This is a genomic window from Coleofasciculus sp. D1-CHI-01 (assembly GCF_040218875.1).
GTDB lineage: Bacteria > Cyanobacteriota > Cyanobacteriia > Cyanobacteriales > Coleofasciculaceae > Coleofasciculus.
Genome location: NZ_JAVJQP010000185.1, coordinates 24,771 through 45,442 on the forward strand (window position 1 = coordinate 24,771; position 20,672 = coordinate 45,442).

General features: G+C 44.7%; 12 protein-coding genes. 7 read left to right on the forward strand and 5 right to left on the reverse strand.

From position 1 onward, the window contains the following. Window positions 1-15 precede the first annotated feature (15 nt). The 3 genes from RIB93_RS31400 to RIB93_RS31410 all read left to right on the forward strand — a co-directional run bounded on the left by RIB93_RS31400 (window position 16) and on the right by RIB93_RS31410 (window position 2,652). Window positions 16-357 (forward strand): HepT-like ribonuclease domain-containing protein, encoded by a 342-nt coding sequence (locus RIB93_RS31400; RefSeq protein WP_446379041.1) that lies wholly within the window; start codon window positions 16-18, stop codon window positions 355-357. 139 nt (window positions 358-496) lie between these two features. Beyond that, window positions 497-1,900, forward strand: a complete 1,404-nt coding sequence (locus RIB93_RS31405; RefSeq protein WP_446379043.1) for a mechanosensitive ion channel family protein — start codon at window positions 497-499, stop codon at window positions 1,898-1,900. Between the two features lie 380 nt (window positions 1,901-2,280). Further along, window positions 2,281-2,652, forward strand: coding sequence for a group I truncated hemoglobin (locus tag RIB93_RS31410; RefSeq protein WP_446379045.1), 372 nt, complete (start codon window positions 2,281-2,283; stop codon window positions 2,650-2,652). A gap of 477 nt (window positions 2,653-3,129) precedes the next feature. Here the strand turns inward: RIB93_RS31410 and RIB93_RS31415 are convergent, their stop codons facing one another. From RIB93_RS31415 to RIB93_RS31430, 4 genes are all read right to left on the reverse strand, one after another. Then, window positions 3,130-3,342: a hypothetical protein gene (locus tag RIB93_RS31415; protein WP_446379047.1), complete on the reverse strand. Its 213-nt coding sequence runs from the start codon at window positions 3,340-3,342 to the stop codon at window positions 3,130-3,132. A gap of 47 nt (window positions 3,343-3,389) precedes the next feature. Continuing rightward, complete coding sequence (locus tag RIB93_RS31420; RefSeq protein WP_446379049.1) at window positions 3,390-5,195, reverse strand: ShlB/FhaC/HecB family hemolysin secretion/activation protein; 1,806 nt, start codon at window positions 5,193-5,195, stop codon at window positions 3,390-3,392. 220 nt (window positions 5,196-5,415) lie between these two features. Continuing rightward, complete coding sequence (locus tag RIB93_RS31425; RefSeq protein WP_446379051.1) at window positions 5,416-5,859, reverse strand: Spy/CpxP family protein refolding chaperone; 444 nt, start codon at window positions 5,857-5,859, stop codon at window positions 5,416-5,418. A gap of 98 nt (window positions 5,860-5,957) precedes the next feature. Next, window positions 5,958-8,255, reverse strand: coding sequence for a two-partner secretion domain-containing protein (locus RIB93_RS31430; RefSeq protein ID WP_446379053.1), 2,298 nt, complete (start codon window positions 8,253-8,255; stop codon window positions 5,958-5,960). 614 nt (window positions 8,256-8,869) lie between these two features. Between RIB93_RS31430 and pruA the strand changes: the two genes are divergently transcribed. The 4 genes from pruA to trmB all read left to right on the forward strand — a co-directional run bounded on the left by pruA (window position 8,870) and on the right by trmB (window position 17,094). Then, window positions 8,870-11,848 (forward strand): L-glutamate gamma-semialdehyde dehydrogenase, encoded by a 2,979-nt coding sequence (pruA, locus tag RIB93_RS31435; RefSeq protein ID WP_446379055.1) that lies wholly within the window; start codon window positions 8,870-8,872, stop codon window positions 11,846-11,848. A 129-nt stretch (window positions 11,849-11,977) separates the two neighbouring features. Further along, window positions 11,978-14,818: an ATP-binding protein gene (locus tag RIB93_RS31440; RefSeq protein ID WP_446379057.1), complete on the forward strand. Its 2,841-nt coding sequence runs from the start codon at window positions 11,978-11,980 to the stop codon at window positions 14,816-14,818. 39 nt (window positions 14,819-14,857) lie between these two features. After that, entirely contained in the window at window positions 14,858-16,309 is a 1,452-nt protein-coding gene (locus RIB93_RS31445) for a hybrid sensor histidine kinase/response regulator (RefSeq protein ID WP_446379059.1), read from the forward strand. A 149-nt stretch (window positions 16,310-16,458) separates the two neighbouring features. After that, window positions 16,459-17,094 (forward strand): tRNA (guanosine(46)-N7)-methyltransferase TrmB, encoded by a 636-nt coding sequence (gene trmB / locus RIB93_RS31450; protein ID WP_446379061.1) that lies wholly within the window; start codon window positions 16,459-16,461, stop codon window positions 17,092-17,094. 881 nt (window positions 17,095-17,975) lie between these two features. Here the strand turns inward: trmB and RIB93_RS31455 are convergent. Further along, complete coding sequence (locus tag RIB93_RS31455) at window positions 17,976-19,895, reverse strand: AAA-like domain-containing protein (protein WP_446379063.1); 1,920 nt, start codon at window positions 19,893-19,895, stop codon at window positions 17,976-17,978. Between the last annotated feature and the right edge of the window lie 777 nt (window positions 19,896-20,672).

Genomic DNA, 20,672 nt, shown 5'->3' on the forward strand with positions numbered 1-20,672 from the left:
GCGAGAATTTAAGGAATGAGTAGAGCCGTCAATCATATTATCTACATTCGCAACGCCATCTCGGAAATTCGGCAATGGACGATCCAGGGAGAAACGGAGTTTAAGCAAAATAATCTTCTGATCAAGGCAACGTTATACAATCTGCAAACATTGGCAGAATCAACCACTCTATTACCCCAGGCTTGGAAAGATGAACATCCTGAAGTCGATTGGAATGGGATCAAATCATTTCGCAATTTTTTGGCGCATCAGTATATGGAAATTGACACCGATACAGTCTGGGATGTTGTAACACGCGATTTATCGCAACTTGAAGCCGCTATGGAAGCGATCGCCCGTGACCATTTCAATGAGTAGGGATGTCCGCTGCTATAACATTGGTGAGTAGGCGGACAGAATTTTATGTCTCAGTGCTCACCTGTCTCTAGCTAGAAGTCAAACTAGGGATGGGCAATGTAGTCTGTTTTGGTTCAGAAAGCCGAAAACTCACTATTTTATGAAAATGCTACTGAATTCTTGGCAAGGGATAGGTTCGCGTCGATTCACTCTTGTCGTCTTTGCCACTGGATTTCTTTTCTTAGCTAGTCCTCACCGGAGTGTCGCCCAAGACGAGATGGTTCCTATACCAGCGTCCGCGAATTCACCCCTGAAAAATAATCCCGATAGTGAAGTCTATTTTGCCGATATTTTAGTTAGAGGTAGACCTATATTTCAAGTGGGTAGCCTGGCGGATTTGGGCGCAAGAGAACGGGCAAAAATTATTAATCGGCGGGTTAACAGTCTTTTGGCACAATCAGAAACTTTAGGACAGGTGACAGTGAACCCAGATGACCCTCGTCAAGTGGCAACGTTGCGATTGAATAACCGAGTATTAATGACGGTTACTCAACAAGATGCCCAAGATTTTGGGTTGTCAGTGGAAGCCTTAGCCGAGAGATGGGCAGAACAATTGAATCAGGCAATAAAAAAACCGTCCTTGGCGATTGATGTGGGACAGCGTCTCTATGGAACAGTACGACAACTTTTACGGGATACGGTGACGAATCTCCCCTCTTTATTAGGGGCGCTGGTTATGGTTGGGATTACCTGGGGAGTGGCGAAAGGGGTGCGGTTTATTGGCTTTAGTTGGGCGCAACGGACAGAAGGCGATCGCAGTACGGAAATTCTTATTGGACGTTTGGGTTATGGTGGCGTCTGGGTACTGGGTTCAGTTGTTGCTTTAGGGGTTTTAGGACTAAATTTTGGCGCATTATTAGGGGCATTAGGACTCACCAGTGTAGCGATTGGTTTCAGTCTCAAAGATGTCTTGAGTAATTATATTTCTGGAGTCATTTTACTCGCGGCTCGACCTTTTGGCATTAATGATCAGGTGGTGATTAGTGATTATGAGGGGACGATTACGCAGATTGACCTCCGGGCAACGACAATGAGAACCTATGATGGGCGGTTAGTTTATATTCCGAATCAGGAAGTATTTTCTGCCAGTATTATTAATAATACGGCTTCACCGCGTCGTCGTAGTTCGGTGATGGTTGGTATTGACTATGATGCTGATATTACTCAGGCAAAACAAGTGATTAAAAACGCTCTCGCCTCACTTTCTGGAATAGAAAAAGAACCGCCTCCAGAAATTTTGGTGATAGAATTAGCCGCGAGTACGGTGAATCTGGAAGTACGGTTTTGGGTAGATTCGCGACGATTAGGGTTTTTGACGATGACTTCTCAAGTCTGTCAAAGTATAAAAGAAGCACTACAAGAGGCAAATATTGAGATGCCCACTGATATCTATACTTTGCTGTTCCGTAATTCTCCTTTACCAACAGATACAACAGGAAATTATCACTCCGGTAATTCTGATTCCAAGTTAGTTATTCCTCATCAAAACTCAGCTAACGGATAAAGTATTACTTTAGGTTTTCTGGGGGAAATCACACCTAAGACGAATGGCACTGAAAATTTGCATTAGGGAATCGCCGAAACCTTGGATACACCATAGGGTGGGTTTCGACTTCGCTCAACCCACCAGTTTTAATTCAGTGGCATTCTACCTAAGACAGTCTTAATAAAAGCATTTTTTTCCATATTTTAGAGACGCTATATGTCATGTCTCTAGTTAATTTTGTTTTTTATTTATTCTATAAAAACAATATAATCATAGTTTTTTAAATCCAACTTTCGGCAGAGCTATGACTCCGTTATTCCTGTACTCAAGAGAGACGTTACCTCATCCACCACTGAGATAGAATGCCAAATGTAAACGATTAACTTTTAGAAACGGATATGCATACACCACCAACCCTAACCTTATACGAGAAGTTAGGCGGACAGCCAGTTGTTGCTCAAATTGTGGATGATTTTTACCAGCGTGTGTTAGCAGATGATACCGTCAGTCACTTTTTTGCTAACACTGATATGGAAAAGCAACGGCGTCATCAAACCGCTTTTATTTCCCATGCGTTGGGAAGTCCCAATCAATATACCGGACGCTCAATGGAAAAAGCTCACTCTGGATTAAACTTACAACCCGAACATTTTGGAGCGATTGCCAAGCACTTGAGTGAGTCACTGGCTGAGTATGGACTTACATACGAGGAGATCACAAGTGTACTTGAGCGTGTCTCGACATTGAAGGAGTCGGTTTTGTACAAGTAATCGTAATTGCATCACTGAATTCCAAGGGTAAAGTCCTGCACCTGTAAATGTCTCTGATGGCGGTAAGCTGTCATGCATTTAAATTTGGTATTAGTAGCGAGCAAGATGCAAAGCCTGCGGCATGGCTTCGCTAAACGCACTACGGCAAGGATTGCGCCATTATTGATATTAAGGTTTAAATAATGTGATTGTCTGGGTTGAAAGAGAAAAACATTAATGGAGTCGTAATTTTAGAAATTAGCGTTACCCGTGTGCTAACTGAAGGATCAACCTTTGAGTTTACGTTACCTTTATCCTGTCCTAGCGATTAATTTTAATGTAGGGGCGACCCGCTTGCACCAATTGACAATATTATTCACTCAATTTGATCGGGTCGCCCTTGACTCAATTTTTGGGGTGTATCCTGCAATATTATGGGTGAATATCATGGGCGCACGCCATGCGCCCTTACGGTTTCTTGTAATGAGTTGAGTACAATTACTGTAAGCTTTGGTTCTCAGGTAAAGTGGTGGGTATGGGGCAGTGGATGGAGTATAGTGTGTTTGAGTGCAGTTTGAGTGATAGTTGGTAGGCTAAGTTGCGATCGCGTCTGGGGTTTGCATCCGGTGAGTAAGCTAGATTAGGATGGATGGCACTGAAAATTTGCATGGCGCGATCGCTAAAACCTTGCCGAGTCCGTAGGGTGGGCATTGCCCACCAAACTTAAGGAGCGTGACATTCAGATAGCCAATTTCGTCTCAGAATTGGTAATTAACGCTAAAATGAAACCCATCGTCTTGAAGATTATCGCCGCGATCGTCTAAATCAACTAACGGCAGACCATAATCTAACCTGAGGTTCAGATTTCTTACGGGTTCGTAAAGAATACCCGTACCAATACTGGCTAGAAATTTTTGGTCGGGTAAATCATTAGGATTGTCGCCTTGGTTCCAGACATACCCTATGTCGGCAAATGGAATTAACAGAAGAATCGACTCTCCTCTATCATTGCGAGATAGGGTAATTCGATCCTCTACTGAAAGACGCAAGCCGTTATCACCATTACGGACACTTTCTCGATACCCTCTGACCGAGTAAAATCCACCAATAACAAACTGTTCAGACGGTAATAAAGGATCAGGGGTTAACTGAACGCTCGCTTGAGTAACAAGCGTATGATTGTCATTTAAACGCTGCACTCTTTGCACCTGACCATTCCAGCTAAAGAAAGCGCTATCTGGAATTGGCTCTGGATTAGACGTGGCATCAAATAGAGTGGTACCAAAATTGAACAAAGAGCGTAGTATCCAGGCACCCTTAGCATCACGGCGAATATAATCCTGCCCAAATCTGAACACGCTAGTACGACTCACACCCTCTTCATCGGGTCCAAAACCGAAGGGTGTAGGAATATCATCGAATGTAAAGGTCTGACCATCTTCAAAGCTAAATGCTAGGGAAAGCGCAAACTCTTCGGTTGGAGTACGAATCAGGGGTTGTCGGAAGCTAAGTTCATAGAATTGTGAATCACCTTCAATGCCAAGGTCATCGAAGGGATCTTCCGTGATTTCAGTCCAGTTGAATTGGGTGCGTAGTTGAATCGTGCCTTCCATGGGATTAACGGGTATTTGATAGAAGGCATCAATTAAATCAGAACCTCCCGTCGTACTCACGTAGTATGACGCAAAGAGATTATCACCATACCCCGTCAGGTTCCGGTAGCCTGCACCTATTCCTAATCGCTCTGACCCCAAGCTCGGAGGCGAGTAGTTGTCGAAGCTGGCAAATCCATAGAACGGATTTGCCTCATCCACTTCAATAGCTAAAATACTTTGTCCCAAATCTGTCCCCGGTTGCAGAGTCGCGCTGAGGGTATCAAATAAAGGATTTTGACGCAGCAGGCGGAGTTGATCTTCAAGTTTAAAGGCATTGAGAGGAGTATCAACACCCAACCTCACTCGACTACTAATATAATCGGATTTAACTCGTTGATTTCCTTCAATTTGAATCTCTTCCAGGCTGCCTTCAATCACTTGAATCTGGACAACGCCATCGACAACTTCTTGCTGGGGTAAAATTGCCCGTGAGGTCAAATAGCCTTCGTCTTGATAAAGGCGAGTAATTGCATCAGCAGCAGCCCTCAATTCCGCTACTGTTACTGTTCGCCCTTCTAACGGCTGTGTGAACTTCTGCCAATCTTCAGAGGTGTAAATCGTACTGCCCGTGACTTCAATCGCAGTCACTTCTACTTCCGCTTCAGAAACGTCTGGACTAATCGGATCGGTTTCCGTTTCGGACGGCGGTAGGACAGGTTCTTCCTCCTCTGGATCTGTTAATTCAGGCTCAGGCAACGGTTGTGGAAACCGATCCTGATTGGGGTCAGATACTTGGGCAATATCTAACAGCTGCTCTTGCCATTTCTCAGTGTTGCCAGCTATCGTTTCGATATCTTTGAGGTCATCTGCACTAAACGAAATTTCTGCTGATACCTCACCAGCGTTCAATTGTCCTAATAGAATAATCCAAGAAGCCAGGTAACTAAACTTGCGGTATTTAACACCCATATTCACTCACACCACACATTATTGCACACTAAAACTCTAGCCATTCATCTTTAACTCTCATGAGCGTCTAAGATGAAAGCTAATTTTTTCAGGTAACAGTCGTTCTACAATTGAATGTCACTGACTTAAGCGTTTGTAGTAAGCGCTTTAGCGCTTGAGGCACTTTAGTTGCGACTACGAACCCATCTTATTTCAGTGCTATTCGTTCTACAATTCGCGATCAAGAATCGCTCTCAGCAATTCTTTGTTCAATATATTCCTCGTAAGGTAATCGTTGTTCTGGTCTCAAAATTTCCCGGATAGCCATTCGTCGCTCAAACTGTAACTCAGAAACTTGCCGACGCAGTGACTCAACTTCTTCGTACTTCTTCCTCACTTCACGTTCTGAAGCATCTTCACTCCTAATTAAAACTTCTAACTCTTCTTGTGCCGCATTCCACGCCGGGTAAAGCTCATCGAGTTTAGGACTAAACTGCCGATCAACTTGGTAAAGCTGAGCTATCTGCTCATCTGTTAAACCTAGCTGAAGGATGATAGTTTCTACCTCTCCATCTGTCTGAGCATAAATTCGTTCATTGAACATATAATGGCTACTTGCATTCATCTCAGAGTTAAAGTCATCTGAAGTCGGTAATGCATTAGCTGTTCCAACTACTGAGAACATCAGAAAAACTGATAAAATGGTTGATTTGGAGAACATTTACGCTCCTTATTTCTACAGGTATTCCAGTACAATTGAATGTGATCAAGCATAGTCTGAAGCTAAAACCCGCTATCGAGTAAGATCTCACCTCGCATTTGAGTATTGAACGTCCTTAACTCAGTATCCATAGCCGAATTTTTTGCATCCCAAGCGCGAACCCCTTGGAAAGTTGTATTCCAAGCAATTTCAGACCGTGCATATGCATTCCACATATGAAGATTATTAGCGCTAAATCGACCCACACCTGGGATATCTATGCTGAAAGATGTGTCAATATTTGACCCTGCATAGCCGTTGTTTCTTGAGCCGGTAGAGCCAATATTGACAATGGCTCCGTTGACATTAACAGTGGTTCCACCGCCGGAAGTTCCACCGCCACCAGGAATTACACCACCACCAGAAATTACACCACCACCGGGTGTGCCACCACCACCGGGAGTCCCGCCCCCAGGAGTTTCGCTGCCATCAGTAGGAACGCCACCCACAATTTCATAAAAAGACAGGTTTCCTTGAGGCTGAACAACACCATTAACAGTGATTGTTCCATCTAGAGGGTCAGGAGGTATGGATGAACCGATTAAAGATTCAGCACCGATGTTCTCGAAACTCAAACTACTACCAGGACTTACTGAAATTTCTACATCCCCTGGATTGTTTACAAGACCAGCAGTGATGTTTCTAAAAGTAAGATCACCACTAGTAGTTGTTAGGCTAATTGAACCGCCAGATGTGCTGAGGTCGTATAGTACTAAAGAGTCCAGAGCAATGCTTCCAGCGGTGATGTTTATGTCTCTCCCATTGGTAATAATGCTGCTGTCAGAAACGAATGTCCCGTTTGCTTCAAATGTAATTGATCCTGAGCCAGCTTGAAAAGCTAGAAACCCGTCTGACATCTGCTCAATGGTGATTGAGTTAGTCGCTTGAATCGTGACATTGGTATTCCCAGCTAAACTCTCAATCTGTGCTTCAGAAATCTCTGTTGGTCCAGCATCTTCAAAAAGTACATCCCCATCAAAGCCACCAGCAGTTCCCCCAGCCGTAATCGTAATGTCAGCAGGGTCAAACAGTAACGTACCGGGCGCTCCATTTGGGGCATTGGTGTTGACATTCCCTGTAAAGTTCAGACTTTCTAAGCCAGACACTTCCACAAACCCACCATCGCCAGAGTTGATACCACCACGAGCGCTAATGTCTCCGGCAAACTGGGTGGTGCCATCCGCCCATAGAATCACCTGACCGCCATCGCCATCACTTAGGGCGTCTGCCCGAATCAGCGAGCCGTCATCCACAACGGTGTATTGCGCCGTCGGTAAGTCACCGCCTCCTTGCAAATCTCCGCCGACAAAAACCTCACCGCCACTCGTCCCGGAGACATCCACTGTGGCATCTAACAGAGCGATCTGTTCACCGAGGATTTGCACAGTGCCGCCGGGAGCCGTATCATTCGCCGCGTTAATCTCTCCGCTCACAATCGCGGTTCCCGGTTCATCTGGAATCATCGTCTGGGAATCTGTCAACCACACTCGACCTTGTTCATCCACTTGAATAGTCGAGGCAATGTCAGCATTCCCACCCGTCACCAGTTCTGGCAAACTCGCGGCAATGGGTTGGTCGGCGGGTACCTGCGCTAGTTCATCAGCATTCATCGCCAATCCTAGCACCATGCCATCTTGACTAATCCGAACCTGCTGGGTATCGGGTACGGCAACTACCGTAATTGTGCCGCCGGGAGCTGTTAGCGTCCCCGTATTAACAACGGTACTCCCCACCAAGGCAAGATTGTTGCCTGCCTCGACTGCCAAATCACCTGTATTGACGATAGAACCAGAGGTTCCGGTGACCAAAGAAAAGCTCTGGGGTGTTCCCGCTAGCGCTTGGTAATTAACCTCTCCAAAAGCGCTGAATTGCCCTGTCGCAAAATCGATGCTGCTTGCAGTAGTTGCAGCGAAAGACCCCGGCACATTGAGTTGGGCGTTCGGTCCGAAAACAATTCCTGCTGGATTCATCAGATAGAGGTTAGCAGCCCCACCACTCACCTGTAGCAATCCATCAATTTGAGAAGGGCTGCGACCAACTACACGACCTAGAACGTTGCGAATCTCAGGGTTAGAAAGAAAGTTGGCAATTTCCTGCTGGGTCAGACCGAAAGACTCAAAGCTGTGAAACAGATTTTGCCCGTCTCCAGAGAGCATTCCGCCAGTGATGTTATAGGTTTGACCATCAATAGTAACGACTGTACCTGTGCCATCGGTGGCGGGTGTGATGCTCTGCGCGTAGGCATCTCCAGAGATTAGCAACAGAGAAACCGTACATGAGGTAGCGAAAAACGTATTCAGTTTCCTTGCTCTAAAAACCATTAAGAAATAACCCCAATAAAGTCTATTTAAATTATTCAATAAAGCTAGACACTAGAAAGTGTTTGCCCCGAATAATTTTTCTGGTTTTTCCTGATCATAACAACTTATTGATTATTTGAAAACTAAGTAGTCGGACAAAAGAAAAGGGTACTTTATTAAGTTTTGTCAATCGCCCTCAAACCCTTAGTGTTCGCTGTTTCCTGTTCCCTGTTCCCTGTTCTCAACCGTTAACTTTAATTGTGTCCACCTACTTATGGCAAACCTGCTCCTGAATCAGCACTCAGGAACAGTCTCACAGGTCTTGGGAAGAGGATGTGATCGCAATCATCCTGAAAATTTCAAGCGATCACAGCAAATACCTGGACATAAGTTTTTTCGCTGTACTAAGAAATGTTAACAAGCTTCAAATGGTTACTGTTGCCTATTACCTTGTCCTCATGGTTAACGTTAATTCTGTCCGACTACTTAGAATCTGACCCAAAGGTTTGTTGTAAGCGATACCAGCGCTTATGGCACGCTTCGTGCAACTCCGAACCTGCACAATTGGCTCTAGCCGGATATAATAAAGAGTTCGAGATCAATGCTTTAGCCCAGAATTAGGAGTCTACCCGCCCGTGGTTGTACAAGTCGCCAATAGCATCTACGAAACCCAAACCACTGAAATTGCCAAACAGCTTCTCGACGCCACGCGGCAAAAACGCTCCTTTTTTGCCCAAATGCGGGATCAAATGCGCTGGGATGATAAACTCCTAGCTTGGGCGATGAGTAATCCGGGTTTGCGGGTGCAGCTTTTTCGCTTCATTGATGCCTTACCCGCCCTTCAGAGTAAGACTGAGATTGCCCGTCATTTGCAAGACTATTTAGGGGATGAGTCGGTGGAACTTCCCGCCGCCCTGAAAAATTTACTCAACTTTGCCAATCCTGACTCGATGCCGGGACAATTAGCGGCTTCAACGGTATCTACGGCGGTGGAAACCTTAGCGAATAAGTATATCGCTGGGGCAACGATTAAGCAGGTAATTAAGACGATTGAACGTCTGCGGAAAGATAAGATGGCATTTACTCTAGATTTACTGGGGGAAGCCGTGATTACCGAAACCGAAGCCCAGTCGTATCTGGAACGCTATCTGGATTTGATGGAACAACTTACCCAGGAAGCGAAACAGTGGTCAACGATACCATCAATTGATCAAGCCGATGGGGAAGAATTACCACAAGTTCAAGTTTCTGTCAAGTTAACCGCATTCTATTCCCAATTTGACCCCCTAGATCCAGAGGTTAGCAAAAAACGGGTGTGCGATCGCATCCGGATTCTGTTACGTCGTGCCCAGGAATTGGGGGCGGCGGTTCACTTTGATATGGAACAGTATGTCTATAAAGACATGACTCTGGGCATTCTCAAAGACTTGTTGATGGAAGATGAATTCCGCGATCGCACAGACTTAGGTATCACCCTACAAGCCTATCTACGAGACAGCAAAGGGGATTTAAAAGATATTATCACCTGGGCAAAAGAACGGGGCAATCCCCTCACCGTGCGTTTAGTCAAAGGGGCATATTGGGATCAGGAAACGATAAAATCCTTACAAAACCATTGGCAACAACCCGTCTATAACCAAAAAAGCGCCACGGATGCCAATTTCGAGGAAATGACCCAACTATTGCTAGAAAATCACCAGTATCTCTATGCTGCCATCGGATCACATAACGTGCGATCGCAAGCCAAAGCCATCGCGATTGCAGAACAGTTAAATATTCCTCGTCGCCACTTCGAGATGCAAGTTCTCTACGGAATGGGAGATCAACTAGCAAAAGCCTTAGTGCAACGGGGACATCGGGTGCGGGTTTATGCGCCTTACGGGGAACTGTTACCAGGAATGGCATATCTAATTCGTCGCTTACTGGAAAATACCGCCAATAGTTCCTTCCTGCGTCAAAGTTTAGAAGAACGCCCGGTTGAGGAATTAATCGCCCCTCCTGTGGTGGATGAGGAACCTGTAGAGACGTTGCATGCAACGTCTCTACAATTCGCCAACGCGCCAGATACCGATTACGCCCAAACCGACGCCAGAGAAAAAGCCCAAACCGCCCTGGAAACGGTGCGCCAACAATTAGGGAAAACCTACTATCCCTTAATTAACGGCGACTATCAACCCACCCCCGAAACCGTTGATTCGGTTAATCCTTCCAATCCCAGTGAAATAATCGGTAAAGTGGGATTACTCTCCATCGACCAAGCCGAAACTGCCTTAAACGCCGCCAAATCCGCCTTTCCCGGATGGCGTCGCACCCCAGTTAAACAACGGGCGGATATTTTGCGTCAAGCGGCGGAATTAATGGAAGGGCGTCGGGAAGAACTTTCGGCTTGGATATGCTTAGAAGTCGGCAAAGCCTTACGGGAAGCCGATGCCGAAGTCTCCGAAGCCATCGACTTTTGCCGTTACTATGCCTCAGAAATGGAACGGCTGGAGGGCGGCTATATCTATGATGTGGCTGGCGAAACCAATCGCTATGTCTATCAACCCAGAGGAATTGCGGTGGTAATTTCGCCCTGGAATTTCCCCTTGGCGATTGCGACGGGAATGACAGTAGCGGCGTTAGTCGCGGGAAATTGTACCTTACTCAAACCCGCTGAAGCCTCATCCGTGATTGCAGCGAAACTGGCAGAAATTTTAGTCGAAGCCGGAATTCCCCAGGGTGTGTTTCAATATGTCCCCGGTAAGGGTTCCCAGGTGGGGGCGTATATGGTGAAGCATCCCGATACCCATTTAATCGCCTTTACCGGTTCTCAGGAAGTCGGATGTCGGATTTACGCCGATGCTGCAATGGTTCAACCGGGTCAAACGCACCTGAAACGGGTAATTGCCGAGATGGGCGGGAAGAATGGGATTATTGTGGATGAAAGTGCGGATTTAGATCAAGCCGTGGCGGGAGTGGTGCAGTCGGCATTTGGGTATAGTGGTCAAAAATGTTCCGCCTGTTCACGGGTAATTGTTCTCGACCCTATCTATAATACCTTTATCGAACGATTAATTGAAGCCACGCGATCGCTAAATATTGGGGCGGCGGAATTACCCAGCACTCAAGTTGGACCGGTGATTGATGCTACTGCCAGAAATCGGATTCAGGACTATATTGAAAAAGGACGGCAAGAGGCAGAAATTGCGGTGGAATGTCAAGTCCCCGAAACGGGTTATTTTGTGAGTCCGACTATTTTTACCAACGTTTCACCCGATGCCAAAATTGCTCAAGCGGAAATCTTTGGTCCGGTTGTAGCGGTGATTCGAGTCAAAGATTTTCCCGACGCCCTGACTGTGGCAAATGGGACAAATTATGCCCTGACGGGAGGATTATATTCCCGCACACCGTCCCATATTGATCAGGCATCTACCGAGTTTGAAGTCGGGAATCTTTATATTAACCGCACGATTACCGGGGCGATTGTTTCGCGCCAACCCTTTGGCGGATTTAAGTTATCAGGGGTAGGTTCTAAAGCAGGAGGACCCGATTATTTACTCCAATTTTTAGAACCGCGCACGATTACGGAAAATATTCAGCGTCAGGGGTTTGCCCCGATTGAAGGAGTTGATTAAGCTGATGTCAATAACCCTCAACCCCTTACAAATGACAAATGACAAATGACAAATGACAAATGACGAAAACCATTAGGGTAGCATCTGAGTCGTCAAATCCACTCATTAATCGTAGACTAACGCTAACGGATGTTACCCAGTTTTTTGCAAAAACCCTCGCTGAAGATGCGTTTGCGCCTTGTCCTTGTCGTTCCGTTTCTGCTGCAAATTACGACGGCTGTAGGATTAACGGGCTGGCTTTCCTTACGCAATGGTGAACAAGCGGTTCATGAACTGGCTAGCGATTTACGCCAAGAAATCGCTGCCCGGATTCAACAGAAACTCGATAGTTACTTGCAGATACCCCATGCCTTTAATCAACTCAATGCCAATGAAACCTGTCTGAATCAATTAAAATTAGACAATTTGCTGGATTGTGAGAAAACCGTCTGGCATCAGATGCAAGTTTTTCCGGTTAGCGCTACAGCCATCGGTACAGAAGATGGTAAATATCTGGAAGTGGTGCGACAAGAGGGGGATAATTTTCAAATTCATGAATCAGTGAATTATACTAAATATATTTATGCCGCGAATCAGCAAGGAAATCGGATAAAGTTATTAGAAACTCCTGCCTACGATGATCACCGCACTCGACCCTGGTATGAAGAGGCGGTAGAAGCAGGTGAGGAAACCTGGAGTGCGGTGTTCCGTTATGAACATGAAGACACATTAGCGATCGCGGCGAGTCTGCCCCTGTATCAGGGTGATACGTTGCTGGGCGTAACCAGTACGATTCTGTCTCTGTCTCATATTGGGGACTTTCTGGAAAGCTTGCAAATTAGTGACTTTGGACAGACGTTTATTTTAGAACCCAAAGGGAAAGGAACCTTAGTCGCTACATCGATGAGTGAAGATACATTTGTCTCTAATGATAATGCTAAATCTGAACGTCATGACTCAATTACCAGTGAAAACCAGCTAATTAAGGCGACGGCTGACTTTTTGGTGGGAAAGTTTGGTAGCTTTGAGAATATCCAAGGAGAATACCAGTTAGATTTTACATTAGATAAAAAGAAGCAATTTGTCCAAGTTCTCTCGTTTCAAGACAATAAAGGACTCAATTGGTTGATTGTTGTCGTGGTTCCCGAAGAGGAATTTATGGCACGTATCCACGCCAACACGCGCACAACCATTCGCCTCTGTGTAGCCGCGTTGATTCTTGCCACCCTTTTGGGATTATTTACCTCTCGTTGGATTAGTCAACCCATTTTACAACTGAGTATGGCGTCGGGCGCGATCGCGAGTGGGGAACTTGATCAACGGGTAAAAGTCGAAGGTATTTATGAACTGCGGATTTTATCCAAATCCTTTAACCAAATGGCGCAGCAGTTGCAGGAATCCTTTACCGCCTTGGAAGATGCCAAAGCTGAACTGGAATTGCGGGTAGAACAACGCACAGCAGAACTAAAAACAGCGAAAGAAGACGCGGATACAGCGAATAACGCCAAAAGTGAGTTTCTAGCAAATATGAGTCATGAACTGCGAACGCCACTGAATGGGGTGTTAGGCTATGCCCAAATTCTGCAACGATCAAAAACGATGAGCGATCGCGAATTGGATGGTGTTCGTATCATCCACCAGTGCGGTTCTCATCTGTTGATGTTGATTAATGATATTCTCGATTTAGCGAAAATTGAAGCCCGGAAGATGGAACTTCATGGCAGCGATATTCATTTTCCCTCGTTCCTGCGTAGCGTTGTCGAAATTTGTCGGATTCGAGCGGATGCAAAAGGCATTTCCTTTATCTATCAACCCACATCATCCCTTCCTGCTGGTATCCACGTAGACGAAAAGCGACTGCGACAAGTTCTGATTAACCTCCTCAGCAATGCGATTAAGTTTACCGATGCTGGAGGCGTTACCTTTAAAGTCGGATATGCGGAGACTCAAACCAGTCAACCCATCGGGGTAATGAATGAGGTTAGCACAGAAGGAGTATCTCGTCAACCCCAAACATCAACCCCTCCCCATCACCGAATCCGGTTTCAAATCGAAGATACAGGGGTAGGGATGAGTCCCCAACAATTGCAGCGCATCTTTTTACCCTTCGAGCAAGTGAGCGATCGCAAACGTCAGGCGGAAGGAACTGGACTAGGTTTAGCGATTAGCACTAAGATTGTACAACTCATGGGCAGTACAATTCAAGTCCACAGTAAAATCGGCAAGGGGAGTGTATTTACCGTGGATCTAGACTTACCCGAAGCCAAAGAATGGATACAAAAAATTACCACCCCCACTCAGGGTAGAATTATTGGCTATCAGGGCAAATCACAAACAATCCTCGTTGTCGATGATCGCTGGGAAAATCGTTCAGTCATCATCAATTTGCTCGAACCTTTAGGATTTGAGGTGATTGAGGCGAATAATGGTAAAGAAGGATTAGATATCGCCATGACAGCTATGCCGGATCTGATCATTACCGACTTGATCATGCCGATTATGGACGGCTTTGAGGTGATGCGACATATTCGCCAGTCCAAAACCCTAAAAAATATGCTAATTGTAGTATCGTCAGCCAGTGTTTTTGAGATGGATCGGCATCACAGTTTGGCAGCCGGAGGTAATGATTTTCTGCCCAAACCTGTTCAAATTGATGAGCTACTCCAGACGTTACAACAACATTTAGGACTGACCTGGATTTACGAGTCCGCATCAGGGAATGGTAGTCAGTCGGCGGGTGTTAAGGTAACACCATACGAGCCACAAAAACCGGGCAAACCCGAAGCGATTATTTTTCCTGAAGAAGAATTAGACATTCTCTGGGATTTAGCCATGAAAGGTCGCATTAAAGTTCTGCTCGAAAAAATTGATAGTATCGAGAGTTCTGATCATAAGTTCGCCCCATTTGCTCAATATGTACGCCAGCTCGCTAAAGGCTTCCAAGTCAAAAAAATACGAGATTTTATTGAGGAAAATCGGTGCATTCACTAAACGCAATGAACCTATAGCTAACAACTAGAAATTATAGCCATGCTTAAGTCTAACTCTACTACGCTGAACCGGATCGAACAACGCAAACAGGCAATGATAGACAAGTTAAATAAAACGATTATTTTAATTATTGACGATAGTCCCAACAATCTAGAAATACTCTCAGAAACCCTGACTAGCGCTGGATTTGAAATTGCCGTTGCTCTTGATGGAGAAACCGCGCTTGAGCAAATTGCTTATGATCCACCGACCTTAATTTTGTTAGATGTGATGATGCCAGGAATTGACGGATTTGAAACCTGCCGACGCCTGAAAGCCAATCCTGACACTCACGAGATTCCGATCATTTTTATGACGGCTTTGACCGATACCATTGATAAAGTTAAGGGGTTAAATTTAGGAGCCGTAGACTATATCACCAAACCCTTTCAGCAGGAAGAGGTATTAGCACGAGTGAAGGTGCATTTGAAACTCCGAACCTTAACCAAAACCCTAGAAGAGCAAAATACACGATTAGTTGAGGAAGTTGAACAACGGGGTAAAGCAGAAGCCGCCTTACAAACATTGACTCAGGAACTCGAACAACGGGTAGAAGAACGCACGAATGAACTCGCCCAAGCCCTCAACAATTGGCAACAAGCCCAAGCCATGCTAGTTCAAAATGAAAAAATGTCCAGTCTGGGACAAATGTTAGCCGGGGTTGCCCATGAAATTAATAATCCCATTACTTCGATTCATGGCAATTTAAGCTGTGCCAGCGAATATAGCCGAGACTTACTTAAACTCCTGCAAATCTATGCTCAACATTATCCGAATCCAGTTTCCGAAATTCAAGATAAATCTCAAAAAATTGACACGGATTTTCTGGTAAAAGATTTACCCAAAACCTTTAAGTCGATGGAATTGGGCATCGAACGCATTTGTCAAATTATTAAAAGCTTGCGGAATATATCTCGTCTCGACGCAGGCGAAATGATGATGGTTGATTTGCACGAGGGGTTAGAGAGTACGCTGGTTCTCTTGCAACATCGGATCAAACCCTCCGGGAAACATTTAGGCATTCAAGTGATTAAAGAATATGGTAAGTTACCGCCCATTGAATGCTATCCAGGACGCCTGAGCCAAGTGTTTATGAATATTCTGGCGAATGCGATTGATGCCTTAGAAGAAGCCGAATTTAGAAAGCAAAATTCAGATAAAATTTCAGAGAGTGATACAACACCCGCGCCTCCCACCATCTGGATTCGTACCAGAGTGATTGATAACCAGCGAGTAGAAATCCGTATTTCTGATAATGGTTCTGGTATCCCTGAAGAGATACAAGAAAAGCTATTCCACGCCTTTTTTACGACTAAACCCTTTGGTAAAGGAACCGGGTTAGGGTTATCGATTAGTCATGAGATTGTTGTCGATAAACACGGCGGACAGTTATGTTGTGTGTCTCACCCTGGAGAAGGTGCTGAGTTTATCATTGAACTTCCGATTGGTTAATATCGTCATTCGTCTTATGCTTCCGCCCTGAGCGTAAGCCGAAGGGTCATTTGTAAGGGTTTGAGGACTATTTGCAAAACTAAACCAATCACTGATTTCTTGATAGAATAGCATAACCTAATACCTGACAAAAAAAGGAGGTGAAACCATTGCCGAAAGTTCGCGTGCGCCAACATGTCAATCCCCTGAGTAAAAAATACCTGACTCCAGTAACGCCTCCTCCGTGGGAAAAGGTTTATCATCAACCCATGCAACCGCTACATCTAGATATAGGGAGTGCTAGAGGTGAGTTTTTGTTAGACATGGCAACCCAGAACCCCAATTGGAATTTTCTGGGATTAGAAATTCGGGAACCTTTAGTTGAGAAAGCCCAAGAATTAGTAACGGAGTTAGGATTAAATAATCTTCATTTTATATTTTGCAATGTCGATAACTCATTAGCGCCAATTTTAGCCTCTTTACCCCAGGGACTATTAAAGCGCGTAACCATTCAATTTCCTGATCCATGGTTCAAAAAACGACATGCTAAACGCCGTGTGGTCAAACCGGAATTGGTCAATACTTTGGCAAAATACTTGGTCAAAGGTGGCGAAGTTCTGATTCAGTCTGACGTTGAAGCCGTAGCCCAAGAAATGTGCGATCGCTTTACTGAGAATCCAGCCTTTCAACGTCAAGGAACTGACTGGTTAGCCACGAATCCTCTACCTGTTCCCACCGAACGAGAAACCTACACAATAGCTTGTAGACAACCTGTTTATCGGGCGTTGTTTGTGATTGGTGATTAAATGGGTAATTCGTCATTTGTCATTTGTCATTTGTCATTCGTCATTCGTCATTTGTATTAATTATAGGTGTAGGGGCGGGTTTAGGGACTTTCTTCTCGCTATTGATAATTAGGTTTATTCAAAACCCGCCCTTCTACGTCTTATCAAAAACAGATTCCATTTTATTAATTAAAGGTGTAGGGGCGGGTTTAGGAGCTTTCTTATCGCTATCGATGATTAGATTTATTCAAAACCCGCCCTTCTACGTCTTATCAAAAACAGATTCCATTTTATTAATTAAAGGTGTAGGGGCGGGTTTAGGAGCTTTCTTCTCGCTATCGATGATCAAATTTATTCAAAACCCGCCCTTCTACGTCTTATCTTTGATGTTAGTCAGGGCGGGTTTTGCTACATAAATTATCGGTGAGATTCAAGATTAAGTGGCTAAACCCGCCCCTACAGAACCTCTCGATTAGGTTTATTCAAAACCCGCCCTTCTATGTCTTATCTTTGATGTTAGTCAGGGCGGGTTTTGCTACATACATTATCGGTGAGATTCAAGATTAAGTGGCTCGCGCCCGCCCCTACAGAACCTCTCGATTAGATTTATTCAAAACCCGCCCTTCTACGTCTTGTCTTTGATGTTAGTCAGGGCGGGTTTTGCTACATACATTATCGGTGGGATTTAAGATTGAGTGGCTCGCGCCCGCCCCTACAGAACCTCTCGATTAGATTTATTCAAAACCCGTCCTTCTACGTCTTATCTTTGATGTTAGTCAGGGCGGGTTTTGCTACATACATTATCGGTGGGATTTAAAATTGAGTGGCTCGCGCCCGCCCCTACACGCCCCTACAATTGATTGACAGAGGTTTTGATTGACAGACGTTCCACCGGAACCCCTCTACCGGATCGTCACGCGATCGCGCCCCTGTCGTTTTGACTCAAATAGTGCTTCATCAGCCGCCTGTACCAGATTTAATGGATCATCCTCTGGATCGGGAATCATCACAGCGACACCCAAACTCAGGGTGATAATTGAGGAATATCCACACATCCGATAGGGATCATGGGAAATATTTAAGGCTTTGACACGTTCTCGGATTTGCTCTGCTAATTGTACCGCTTGCTCTCGATTTGTTTCTGGCATAATTACGGCAAATTCTTCCCCACCAAAACGAGCAACTAAAGCCCCTGAATGCTTGACGCACTCCCGAATTGCCTGGGCGATTTGCTGTAAACAGAAATCTCCTGTCAGATGACCAAATGCATCGTTGAAAAGCTTGAAAAAGTCGATATCCGCTAAAATCAGTGCCAGAGGAACCTTTTCTTCCGCTAATTGCTGCCATTCTTGGGTAAGGTGATCGTCAAAGTCGCGGCGATTCGCCAGCTTGGTTAAGTCATCAATTCTTGATAAATACTTTAACTGTTCATTCTCTTGTTCTAACTGTCCAATACGCGGATTGGGTGGCGATTCCAGGGAAAGTTGTTCCCTCAAATAAAGCCGATATAACTTACATCGGATTGTCGCCTGATTTCCCTGTAGTTTTATCAACCCCATACTCTCTAACTTATACGCCGCGATCGCGTCTAAACGCACGCTCTCTGTTGCCATCACCACCTGTTGCAACGCCGCCACTAACTCTGGATTCTTTTCCACCGTGGCGAATTGATGCCGCAAATGATGACTATAGATTCCCGCTAAGGTTGGTGCTTCTTCTAATAACTGCGGTAAGCTGAGATTATCGTAACGCAGGTGATAAAGTGCCAGTTGAATTAGATAAGGATGTCCTCCCACCATTGCCATTAAGTCGGCGACTTGAGACTCATCCATCCCATCGAGTTGGTAACGACGGGCTAACTCCTGCACCTGCTCTAACGTCAACTCCGGCAAAACCAGGGGTAGTCCCACATTAAAGGGAGATTGATTAATATTTAATGACGTATAAATTTCCGTCGAATGTACCACAACAAAGCGCAGTTGCTCAAACCCCTCATCCAGTTGGGCTTCTTCATGCCAGGAACGCAGTAATGGCAGAAAGTCTTTGGCTATTTTATCATACTCTAACAGCCGATTCACTTCATTCAATGTCAGCAGAATCGGCGTGTAAATTTGCTCCAGCAGATATCCTTGAAAATAGAAGGTGCAGCTAACTTTACTACCAATATCTTCATCCCAATAGTCATCCAGATTAGGTGGGAGATGCAACTGCCGAGCAGCGTTAGCACAGAACCAGCGCAGAAATTTATCCAGGTTAAAAAAAATACTTTCATCAGCTTTTTGGAAGTCGAGATTAACTGTGTGGAATCCTTGCGCCTTAGCCTGAGCAATAATCCGTTGCAGCAGAGAACTTTTTCCCATCTTTGAGGGTGCTTTGATACGAATGATACTGCCAGGTATGCCAATTTCCGCGTAAGCGATTTCTTCGACAGGGGGGCGATTGATGTAAAATTCGGAGTTAAGTGGCAGAGGACTACCAGGGAATTCTAACCGAGCTGGTGTTCTGGTTTGGTTTAACATAGTATTGCTTAAGTTGTTTAGAGGAGGTTGGGCTGAAATATCTTTTGTTCCGTTGATAATATAGTACTCAAAGACAGTATTGATATTATTTTTAGTTACTTTTTCTCCAATAATCTGAGAAAGGCGTTGCCAAAGTTTAGCACCAACATCTCGAATATAACTCTCTTCATATCCGATGTTAGCCGAAATTTCCGTATAGGTTAACCCTTGCCAAGTCAAGTGAAAGACTTGTTCTTGAATGTTACTCAGTGGCGGCTCACGAAGCATCGAACTCAGGACAGCTAGCGCTTCTATACTATTCATTGAGTATCATTATGTGTTGCATTAACTCAGTCGCTTTAAGTTTATTTTAAGGGACAGAGTGCCAAAAACCAACATTTTCCAACAAAAATGCCTATTTTGGTTCATCCTGAACGCCAAAGCGGAAAGTATAGGACATTATCCAACAGACAAGGCAGAAGGAGATCAGTACACTTAAAAAGGTTAAAATGCTCATGACTGAAACTTTGAAAAACAGAATAATTAAAAAAATAATTATGGCTTATACAGCGCTTTTCAAGTAAGTGAGGTACACAGACAGATCCCCGACTTCTTGGAGCAGTCGGGGATCTTGCTTAGAAACTATACCTAATGTTAGACTACAATTTGGTATGAGTTATGCGATCGCGCATTTAGAAACCTCTATTCAAAACAGTCAATCCATAGTAAATTCACAGCAATTTACCCGTTGTAAGTCCAATAACTCCTCAATAACTGCAGTTATTAGTTATTTTAAAAACGGGATAAAATACCGCTCACAGGATACACCTATAATTCATGGTAGCGCCGTTTCCCAGGACGATGAATGGTTGTTTTCGGTCAGGGATAATGGAATAGAAATTGTTCCGAGATATAGCCGCCAGATTTACCAAATTTTTCAACGCCTGTATAGCAAACAGGCTCACCGTTCGCTCATTTTGGTAACTCAGTAGCCAAATGAGCAGCCACACAGTAGTCTGAGTAAGCAATTGGACGATTAAGGAGAGGACTAGGAAGCGATGCATACCAGACTAAGTACTTGATTGAGTACAAAAGCTGAGT

What these genes read in the sequence shown, in the direction of transcription:
- RIB93_RS31430 (WP_446379053.1), bottom strand. Translation starts at nt 8,255, where the DNA reads ATGGTTTTTAGAGCAAGGAAACTGAATACGTTTTTCGCTACCTCATGT.
- RIB93_RS31420 (WP_446379049.1), bottom strand. Translation starts at nt 5,195, where the DNA reads ATGGGTGTTAAATACCGCAAGTTTAGTTACCTGGCTTCTTGGATTATT.
- RIB93_RS31415 (WP_446379047.1), bottom strand. Translation starts at nt 3,342, where the DNA reads ATGCCCACCCTACGGACTCGGCAAGGTTTTAGCGATCGCGCCATGCAA.
- RIB93_RS31400 (WP_446379041.1), top strand. Translation starts at nt 16, where the DNA reads ATGAGTAGAGCCGTCAATCATATTATCTACATTCGCAACGCCATCTCG.
- RIB93_RS31425 (WP_446379051.1), bottom strand. Translation starts at nt 5,859, where the DNA reads ATGTTCTCAGTAGTTGGAACAGCTAATGCATTACCGACTTCAGATGAC.
- RIB93_RS31440 (WP_446379057.1), top strand. Translation starts at nt 11,978, where the DNA reads ATGTTACCCAGTTTTTTGCAAAAACCCTCGCTGAAGATGCGTTTGCGC.
- RIB93_RS31455 (WP_446379063.1), bottom strand. Translation starts at nt 19,895, where the DNA reads ATGAATAGTATAGAAGCGCTAGCTGTCCTGAGTTCGATGCTTCGTGAG.
- RIB93_RS31445 (WP_446379059.1), top strand. Translation starts at nt 14,858, where the DNA reads ATGCTTAAGTCTAACTCTACTACGCTGAACCGGATCGAACAACGCAAA.
- RIB93_RS31405 (WP_446379043.1), top strand. Translation starts at nt 497, where the DNA reads ATGAAAATGCTACTGAATTCTTGGCAAGGGATAGGTTCGCGTCGATTC.
- RIB93_RS31410 (WP_446379045.1), top strand. Translation starts at nt 2,281, where the DNA reads ATGCATACACCACCAACCCTAACCTTATACGAGAAGTTAGGCGGACAG.